Source organism: Thomasclavelia sp. (genome assembly GCF_047249845.1).
Taxonomy (GTDB): Bacteria; Bacillota_I; Bacilli_A; order Erysipelotrichales; family Coprobacillaceae; genus Thomasclavelia.
In genome coordinates this window covers 119,879-129,227 of the sequence record NZ_JBKTWO010000001.1, presented here as the reverse complement: position 1 = coordinate 129,227, position 9,349 = coordinate 119,879, and the positions used below count along the sequence as shown (strand labels likewise).

The window sequence follows — 9,349 nt, the reverse complement described above, 5'->3', positions numbered from 1 at the left end:
AAAACGAATCTTATGCATTTTATTTCGAAAATTAAATGACATTTCTTTGCCTCCTTATTACCTAATCATTATAGACTATATATTCTTTTAAGTAAATCAAAACAGAAATTTACCACAAAATAAAGAAAGTGACCAAAATCACTTTCTATTCAAATTGGTTAGTTCTTGCTACTTCTTTAATCCATTCAGTATTTTTCCTTTCAACTCTCTTCCAATCTTTCTCTAAAGTAATCCAAAAATGATATCCTAAACAATCAACCCCATCTTCAATTGCTTTAGCAGTCCATTCCAAATGCTCACGAATATATTCAATCCAATAATCATCTTGGACATCCTTAGCATCATCAATAAATTTTTCTTCTTCCTCAATTTTTATTCCTTTTTCAAAGATATAAAAAGGTAAATTAGGACATTCCATTTTTATTTTCATTCCAAAATCATAAATTGCTTTAGGATAAATTTCATGATCACAATTTATACTCATTTTTCTTTCAGACCAGATATATGCCCTAGCAATACAAGGTAATCCATTTCCATCAAAGTTACTATCTGGAGCCTGAACTCTTGTTGGCTGATAATAATTAAATCCAAGCCAATCTACCTTTCCATAGGCTAAAATTGCTTCATCACCAGGACGACAATTGATACTAACTTTCCAATCATTTTTAATTGTATCAAGAATATCATTTGGTAAATGACCATGTGCTGCAATGTCTAACCACCAGCGATTATATAAACCATCAATCATTTTAACTGCTCCTAAATCTTCAGGTGTTGGATTATCTTTAGTATAAACAGGAATAAAACAATTATTTGCTCCGATTTTAGCCTCTTTAATTATTTTACCTTCTTTTTTTAATTTTCTAAAATTCATAATGGCTAAACAGTGTGCTAAAGTAATATTATATTGTACATTAATTGATTGTTTAAAATCTTTTAAATATGGATACCAAATTCCACATAAAAACTGTTGTTCAGATTTAATAACTGGTCCATTGGAAATAAACCAATATTTCACTTTTTGCCCAAATTCTTCAAATGCTTTTTTCACAAAATTAGCATACGCTTCTACAACTTCACGATTTTGCCAACCACCACGCTTAATAAGATACTCAGGCATATCATAATGATAGATATTAAAAAAAAGATCTATTTCATTTTTATTTGCACAATCAATTAACTGATGATACCAAGCTGCTCCTTCTGTCTTAATATTTCCATTTCGATCTAATAATTTTGTCCACTGAATAGAAATTGTTATTGACTTAAAATTCATACTCTTCAAAAATTTGATCTTATCTTCATATTCTTGATATGTATTATTTTCAATATCCAAACCTCTATTATTATCTAAAACATTAATTTCTTGTTCCAAATACATGTCCAAATTAGAATACAGGCATTTGTTAATATTCGTTTGAGGTTCTACCATAACTGCCCCAAAGAAAAAACTATCTGGTAATTTAATTGTCATAATTTTCCTCCTCAGTATGATTATACATATTATTTTAAAGGTTTATTTAAATATATTCAATATAAAAGATAAGTAGTATTTTAATACTACTTATCTTCATCAACTGATAATATTGCCATGAATGCTTCTTGAGGAATTTCAACATTACCAACTGCTTTCATTCTCTTTTTACCTTCTTTTTGTTTTTCTAATAATTTCTTTTTACGAGTTATATCGCCACCATAACATTTAGCAAGAACATTTTTACGCATTGCCTTAATTGTTGTCCTAGCAATAATCTTCCCTTGTAATGCTGCTTGAATCGGTACCTCAAACATTTGTTTAGGAATAATTTCTTTAAGCTTTTCACATATAATTTTACCTCTACCATAAGCAAAATCTTTATGAACAATGGTTGATAACGCATCAACTATCTCACCATTTAATAATATATCCATTTTTTGTAATTTACTTGTGCGATATCCAATCAATTCATAATCAAGTGAAGCATAACCCTTTGTACTAGATTTTAATTTATCAAAAAAATCATAAACAATTTCTGATAAAGGAACCTCATAAATAACATTTCTTCTTGTATCATCAATATATTCAATATCAACATATTCACCACGTTTATTTTGACAAAGTTCCATAATCACGCCAACAAATTCATTTGGTGTCATAATTGAAGCTTTTACATATGGTTCTTCAATATGCTCAATAACTTGAGGATTAGGCATCATTGCAGGATTATCAACAACAACTTTACTACGATCAGTTAAATAGCAATGATAAATAACTGAAGGTGCTGTTGCAATTAAATCCAAATCAAATTCTCTTTCTAATCTTTCCTGGATTACATCCATATGTAACAATCCTAAAAAACCACATCTAAAACCAAAACCCAAAGCTTGAGATGTCTCAGGTTCAAACATAAGCGAAGAATCACTTAGTTTCATTTTTTCTAAAGCTTCACGTAAATCTTTATATCGAGCATTGTCAATCGGATAAAGTCCACAATATACCATTGGATTCATTTGTCGATACCCTGGTAACTGCTCACTTGACTCATTTTCAAGTGTTGTAACAGTATCCCCGACATGTATATCTTGAATCGATTTAATTGATGCACAAAACCAGCCTACTTCACCAACTACCAGTTCTTCTTTTTTTACTTCTCTAGGTGTTCTAACTCCTAGTTCAGTAACCTCATAAGTTGCATCAGTCGCTAAAAACCTGACTGTATCTCCAACTTTAATTTTACCTTCTTTGATTCGGACAAAAACAATTACTCCTCGGTAACTATCATAATATGAATCAAAAATAAGTGCTTGAGTTGGATTGTTGATATTTCCAGATGGTGCAGGAAATTCTTGAACAACCTTTTCAAGAACCTCATCTATATTTAGACCTGTCTTTGCCGAAATCAGTGGAGCATGATCAGCTGGTAATCCAATAACATCCTCAACCTCTTTAATTACCCGCTGAGGATCAGCACTTGGTAAATCTATTTTATTAATTACGGGAAGTATTTCTAAATTATTATCTAGTGCTAAATAGACATTTGCCAATGTCTGAGCTTCTACTCCTTGAACAGCATCAACAACTAATATTGCTCCTTCACAAGCTGCTAGCGAACGAGATACCTCATATGTAAAGTCGACATGTCCTGGTGTATCAATAAGATGTAATAAATAAGTTTGTCCGTCTTTAGCAGTATAATTTAATTGAACTGCATTCAATTTTATTGTTATACCTCTTTCACGCTCTAAATCCATACTATCAAGCAACTGAGCTTTCATTTCCCGATCAGCTACAGCTCCAGTCATTTGAAGAATACGATCTGCCAGGGTGCTTTTACCATGATCGATATGCGCAATAATAGAAAAATTTCTTATTTTATTTTGATCAATAGCCATTTTTATCACCCACTTTCGTTATGATATTATAACAAATTAATAGGGTAAACTCAAATAATATTTATTTATCTTGATTAAAATATTTATCGAGTAATGAGACATGTTCTGCTATTACTTCAATTGAGGTAATTACTTTAGAATCACCACATTCAAAAGTTCGTGAATGCAATCTTCCTTTTATTGCCATCATACTACCAGGTGTTGCGGTCTCGATAATCATTTCTGCGATCCCCCGCCACAACGAAACTGTAACATAGTCACTTTCGTAAGCACCTAAACCATTTTTAAATCCTTGTTCAATTTGTAGTGTAGCATTAGCAACTTTAACACCTCCTTTTGTCGTCTTCATCACCGGAATATCTACAAGACGACCCACTAACATTACTTGATTTAACATCTTAATCCCCTCCTTTGCAAAAGCAATTATAGGCATAAAAAAGCATTTTTGCAAGCTTGGCATTTTCGTCATTATCACTTAAAAAAATTAAAAATAGTCACTGATGACTACTATTTTCCTACTTTTGTTTAAATAACACCCAAATATGTTTAAATAGTCCAATGATGTCTACTTAAAAATGGCGAAAAAATCTTTAGTCCATATCCAGCTATTCATATAAACAAGCAATTTTATCCGTATTGATAATTACTACTAATAAATCTATACATATAAAAATAGATAGCACAATAACAAAATCCCAAATATATACTTCTTAACTGACTGATTATTTTATTTATAATTTATTAACAAAAAAAGAAGTCGTTTAGACTTCAATTACTATATAAGCAACAGCATAATTATTTTCATGCGCTAACGAAATAAATGATTTAGGATAATTAAGATATGGTTTACCATTCACATCATTTAATATTTCTATATCTTGGAAAGAATTTAATCCTTTTTCAATTCCAATTGCTTTAAAAAAAGCTTCTTTTCCAGCAAAACGACCTCCCAAAAACTCTCGTTTTTGTTTAGACGTTTTTTTATTTTTATAAATTTCATACTCTTGAACAGTTAAAATTTTTAACGCTAAAATATCATTGTTAGTATCAAGGCGACTTAAATCTACTATATCACAACCAATTCCTTTAATCATTTTTAATCCTTAAATTTCTTTTCATATAAACTCATTAATTCATCTAATGACATATCATCATCAATTTCATCAATTAATGAATTCTGTTTTTCAATTTCATTAGTTCCAAAATCTAATTTAAATTCACCAGTTCTTTCTTCAATAATTTTTAACTGATCCTTTTCTTCTTCAACTATTTTAGCTATATTACGAAGATTTTCTTCAACAGTAGGTAATTTTTCAATTTCTTTTGTTAATTTCTCAGCTTCTTTTTCTTCATTTATAGAAGTTAACTTAGCTTCTGATTCAATTACTGGTTTTTCTTCATAATTACCAAAATAAGGGCTTATTACTGGCACTAACTGGTCACTATTTTTCTTCTTTTTAGGTTTTGAAACTTTTTTTCTCTTTTCAACTTTTTCAGCCTCTTTTCGTCTAGAAATGCCATGCATTGGTGAAATAACCTCACTCATTTGATAAACAGATTTTGGTTTTTCCTCAACTACTGCTTTAACTTCACTAGTCTTTGGTTTAGCTTTAGGCTTACTTTCCACCTTTTCATCTGGCTCATTAGCCTCTTCTTCTTTAAATTCCTCATCATAAATTAAAGGTGTACTAAACTTTTCTTTACGACGTTGTTCAACAACTGGATCAACTTCAAAAATGTCATCATCCTGCTCATGTTTTTTAAATAAGCTTCTAAACATATTTATCACCCTTTCTAGAAAAATGAATCCCCTACATTATACTTATCTTTATCTAACACCAAAATTCCTCGAACTTGGGGTGCGTTAGGTAACCCTAATTCACGTGCTGAACAAATCATTCCATTTGAATCTATTTTACGTAATTTTGATGGTTTTATTATTAAACCACTTGGCATAATTGCACCAACTGTTGCAACAACTACTCGCTGACCAATATCAACATTTGGAGCACCACATACAATCTGAGTTTGCTCCGTCTTTAAATCAACCTGACATACATGTAAATGATCAGAATCTGGATGTTCAGTCATAGAAATAATTTCACCTACGATAAAACGCGGTGTTTTATCTATAACTACAGGAGCTAAATTATTTTTATCTAGTAATTTATTAAAAGTCTCAATTTGATGCTCATTAAAATCAATCAATCCATTGTTGATCTTCCCTAGATGTTTACTTGCATTTAATAAATTATAACCAATTATATTACCATTCTCATCTTTTAATACAACCAAATCATCATATTTATTATAATCAAATGTTTTACCTTCACCACATCTAGCTAACATAATATCACCAATGTGATCATAATTATAAAATCCATGAAATATCATCTCTACACCTCTTATTTTACACTATCAATAAATGTTTGAATCTCTTCTTTTGTTTTACGTAACTTACTTACAAAACGTCCTATTTCTTCACTATCTTCATAAGCAACAAAAGAAGGAATTCCTAAAATATCTAAATCTTTACATAAATCTAATAAATTATCCCTATTTATTAGATAAAACTTAAATTCAGGATTAGCACTTACAATATCACCTATAAAAGGTTTTACAAACATACAATCAGGACACCAGTCTGCTGTAAACATTATAATCGTTTTACCAGTGCGAATCTTGTCAAATTCTTCAATAGTCTTAATTTCTATTAATTTATCCATCTTATCGATACCTTGCCACCAATTTAAAAATTGGTCCTTTCGTACAAAATTTACGTTCATATTCAGTCATAATATTAGTTTCATTTTCTGGACTGTTATGTAAGTTTAAACTTACATACTCTAAATCCATAGGATACTGATTTAAAGATATTAAGGAATATTCAAATAAACCTTGATTATCGGTTTTAAATTCAATTACTCCATTATCTACTAATATTTTACGGTATACATCCAAAAATTTATTAGAAGTCAATCTTCTTTTAGCATGACGACTTTTAGGCCATGGATCACTAAAATTCAAAAAGATTTTATCAACTTCTTTTTCACTAAATACTTTTTCTAATTCTATTGCATCATAACGTATTAATCTAAGATTTGTTACTTTTTTATCTTGTTGATTAATTTTATTAATTGCAGCTGCTAGTACACTTGGATATTTTTCTATTCCAATAAAGTTGATATCTGGATAATTACAGGCATTTTGATAAATAAAATCACCTTTACCCATTCCAATTTCAATATATATTGGTTGGTCGTTACCAAAGATATCTTTCCAGTTATTTTTAAAATTTTCAGGCTCAATTACAACAAAATCACTATTTTCATTCATTATCTCATAAGCCTTTGGATTATTTCTAAGTCGCATTACTACTCCCCTTTACATATATGCATATTCTATCATAAATCATTCATCAAGTCGACTAATTCCTTATCTGTAAGTTCACGAAAATCACCAAGTTCTAAACTACGATCCAATGATAAATTTTTAATTTTTAAACGCTTTAAAAAAGTAACCCGCTTCCCACAAGCTTCGACCATTTTCTTAACCTGATGAAATTTTCCTTCAAAAACTTCTATTTCCACTCTACAACAATTATTACCCACTTCAATTATATTCAATTTGGCACTTTTACATTGATAACCAGTATCTAAAACAATCCCCTTTTTAAAAGTGTCCACGTCTTTTTCATCCATAATACCTTCAACTTCAGCAAAATAAAGTTTAGCATGATTTCTACTAGGTGCCATTAACTTATGCGAAAAATCACCATCATTAGTTATTAAAAGCAACCCTTCGGTATCTATATCAAGTCTTCCTACTGGAAATAAATCGTAATTTTCATAACCGATAATCAAATCAATAACAGTAGGATGAACATTATCTTTAGTTGCACTAACATACCCTTGTGGTTTATTAAGCATTAAATATACATAAGGACGATATTCTATAATTTCACCATCAAAAGTAATAGTATCTTTTTGATAATCAACTTTACTATCATCCTTTTTAATTACTACTCCATTTACTTCAACAAATCCTTTTCTAATATAAGACTTAACTTCTTTTCGTGTTCCAATCCCATAATTTGCAAGTAACTTATCTAGTCGCATCACCATATAATTTTATATACCTTTCTTCTTTTTCTTTACACTCTTTATCACTATAAAATGTTAGATATATTAAAACATCAAACTTATTTTCTTTTGTGATCCCTGATAAATTTACGCCTTTATAAATTCCATTTTCTTTGTCAACAAGATTTGGTATAAGTGAAAAAACATCATTTTCTAAGATTCCTAAATTAGGAAGACTTTCACTTTCATCCTGTCTAACTTTAGCAATTGCTTGTAAATGATACATATTAATCTTGGGATTGTCAATGATAATATCATACCGATTATTATTATCATCTATCTTATTAACAACAAGCCTGATCATAAATTCATCATTACCTTCTTGATAATCTTGCTGCTTAGCCAGTCTTTTTTCATATTCAAGATACTGCTCATATAATTTATTACCCTTGTCATCAACGATATCTTTATTAGAACAGCCCGTCAGCAGTATACAAATGATTATAAAAACAAGTTTTTTCATATTCATCACCGATACCATTATAACACGTTTTATTTCACAATAAAATAAATAGGAACCGAAGTCCCTATCTACATCTAAAAGTATCACAAGCAGTTTCTTTAACGTCTTTTGCTTCATTACATTTACAATTACATACTGTAATTTCTTGGGCATCACACTTACAGTCATGATTATATACACAACTGTCAACATGACAACATACATCTTTTGCCATGGTATCACCTCCATAGTTATTTTTAACATATTTTTCAAAAACTATGCAAAAAAGGATAAATAAAATTTATTTATCCTCATATTCTATCAAACAGCTAAAACTATACTCTAATTCACTAGAAAAAGTCATTGCTACTTGATAATGCATTGCTAAAATCTCTGGATCTTTTTTAACTATAAATTCATTGATTTCATCTTCTAAATCTAATTCATGAGTCTTTTCAATAATTTTCACTTTCATAATTAAATTATAAAACAGTAATTATAAAATATTTGTCATTATTGGTTAATTTCAATTTTTAAAGTTGCCTCAAAAGTTTGATTAGCTTTTAATGCAATAACTCCTTCTTTATCTTTTAACTCACCTGAAAAATCAACATAATCACTATGACCAAACCAAGGTTCAATTGCAATCAAACCACCAACATGTTTAGCTGCCCATATTCCTAAATGTGTAAATTTATCCATATGAACAACTAAAGACTTATTGTGATTTAAAGATTTTAAAGTTATTTTTTTTGATTTAAAATTTTGTAAAATAATTGTATCATTGCTAAATAATTCTTGACGAATAAAAAATCTTTTCTCATTATCTAAAAAAGGCGCAGTTTCATGGGTTATTCCTTTTTTTTCAAGATCAATTACTTTTCTATCTAATATCTCATCTTCACTAAATTCAAGATAATAATCATTACTTGACTCATTTTCCATAAAAGGACAAGCAAAGGCTGGATGTCCACCAATTTGAAAATAAATTTCTTGATTATCTATGTTTGTAACTTTAAAGTTACAAGCTAAAATATTTTTATCTAAACGATATATAACTTCTAATTTAAATAAATATGGATACTGTTTAACGATGTTCTCATTTGAAGTTAATGTGAAAATCACTTCCTGATCACTAATTTGATTTGCCACATACTCATTATGGCGAGAAAAACCATGCTGAGTCATATTATACGTTTTACCATCAATGCGACACTCATTATTTTGTAAAGCTCCAACAATCGGAAATAAAACTGGTGCACTACTTCCCCATTGAATAGGATCTCGTCGCCACATATAATTAATTTTATCATTTTGACCAACAATTTTAATGATTTCTGCACCTTTATTTTCAAGTGTTACTTCTAAAAATTCATTTTTTAATGTTACCATT

General features: G+C 29.3%; 13 protein-coding genes. All 13 read right to left on the bottom strand.

The genetic code is table 11. The features are described 5' to 3' along the window. Nucleotides 1-145: 145 nt before the first annotated feature. Complete coding sequence (locus ACLR9T_RS00510; RefSeq protein WP_413107573.1) at nt 146-1,474, bottom strand: glycoside hydrolase family 1 protein; 1,329 nt, start codon at nt 1,472-1,474, stop codon at nt 146-148. Nucleotides 1,475-1,560: 86 nt separating this feature from the next. Next, nucleotides 1,561-3,372: a translation elongation factor 4 gene (lepA, locus tag ACLR9T_RS00505; protein ID WP_413107572.1), complete on the bottom strand. Its 1,812-nt coding sequence runs from the start codon at nt 3,370-3,372 to the stop codon at nt 1,561-1,563. Nucleotides 3,373-3,433: 61 nt separating this feature from the next. After that, entirely contained in the window at nt 3,434-3,769 is a 336-nt protein-coding gene (gene ssb, locus ACLR9T_RS00500; RefSeq protein ID WP_413107571.1) for a single-stranded DNA-binding protein, read from the bottom strand. Between the two features lie 364 nt (nt 3,770-4,133). After that, nucleotides 4,134-4,466 (bottom strand): holo-ACP synthase, encoded by a 333-nt coding sequence (acpS, locus tag ACLR9T_RS00495; protein WP_413107570.1) that lies wholly within the window; start codon nt 4,464-4,466, stop codon nt 4,134-4,136. Between the two features lie 2 nt (nt 4,467-4,468). Next, nucleotides 4,469-5,152 (bottom strand): hypothetical protein, encoded by a 684-nt coding sequence (locus tag ACLR9T_RS00490; RefSeq protein ID WP_413107569.1) that lies wholly within the window; start codon nt 5,150-5,152, stop codon nt 4,469-4,471. 14 nt (nt 5,153-5,166) lie between these two features. Beyond that, on the bottom strand, nt 5,167-5,766 hold the full coding sequence (gene ytpR / locus ACLR9T_RS00485) for a YtpR family tRNA-binding protein (RefSeq protein WP_413107568.1): 600 nt from the start codon (nt 5,764-5,766) through the stop codon (nt 5,167-5,169). Between the two features lie 11 nt (nt 5,767-5,777). Continuing rightward, nucleotides 5,778-6,098 (bottom strand): thioredoxin family protein, encoded by a 321-nt coding sequence (locus ACLR9T_RS00480; protein WP_413107567.1) that lies wholly within the window; start codon nt 6,096-6,098, stop codon nt 5,778-5,780. 1 nt (nt 6,099) lies between these two features. After that, complete coding sequence (trmB, locus tag ACLR9T_RS00475) at nt 6,100-6,744, bottom strand: tRNA (guanosine(46)-N7)-methyltransferase TrmB (RefSeq protein ID WP_413107566.1); 645 nt, start codon at nt 6,742-6,744, stop codon at nt 6,100-6,102. 32 nt (nt 6,745-6,776) lie between these two features. Beyond that, nucleotides 6,777-7,490, bottom strand: coding sequence for a pseudouridine synthase (locus tag ACLR9T_RS00470; protein WP_413107565.1), 714 nt, complete (start codon nt 7,488-7,490; stop codon nt 6,777-6,779). Next, entirely contained in the window at nt 7,477-7,977 is a 501-nt protein-coding gene (locus ACLR9T_RS00465) for a hypothetical protein (protein ID WP_413107564.1), read from the bottom strand. The genes ACLR9T_RS00470 and ACLR9T_RS00465 overlap by 14 nt, the downstream gene beginning before the upstream one ends. 64 nt (nt 7,978-8,041) lie before the next feature. Then, the gene (locus ACLR9T_RS00460) at nt 8,042-8,191 is read right to left on the bottom strand and encodes a DUF1540 domain-containing protein (RefSeq protein ID WP_413107563.1); all 150 of its coding nucleotides are present in this window, start codon (nt 8,189-8,191) and stop codon (nt 8,042-8,044) included. A 66-nt stretch (nt 8,192-8,257) separates the two neighbouring features. Then, complete coding sequence (locus ACLR9T_RS00455) at nt 8,258-8,431, bottom strand: sporulation protein Cse60 (protein ID WP_413107562.1); 174 nt, start codon at nt 8,429-8,431, stop codon at nt 8,258-8,260. A gap of 38 nt (nt 8,432-8,469) precedes the next feature. After that, nucleotides 8,470-9,348 (bottom strand): aldose 1-epimerase family protein, encoded by an 879-nt coding sequence (locus ACLR9T_RS00450; protein ID WP_413107561.1) that lies wholly within the window; start codon nt 9,346-9,348, stop codon nt 8,470-8,472. Nucleotide 9,349: the final 1 nt, after the last annotated feature.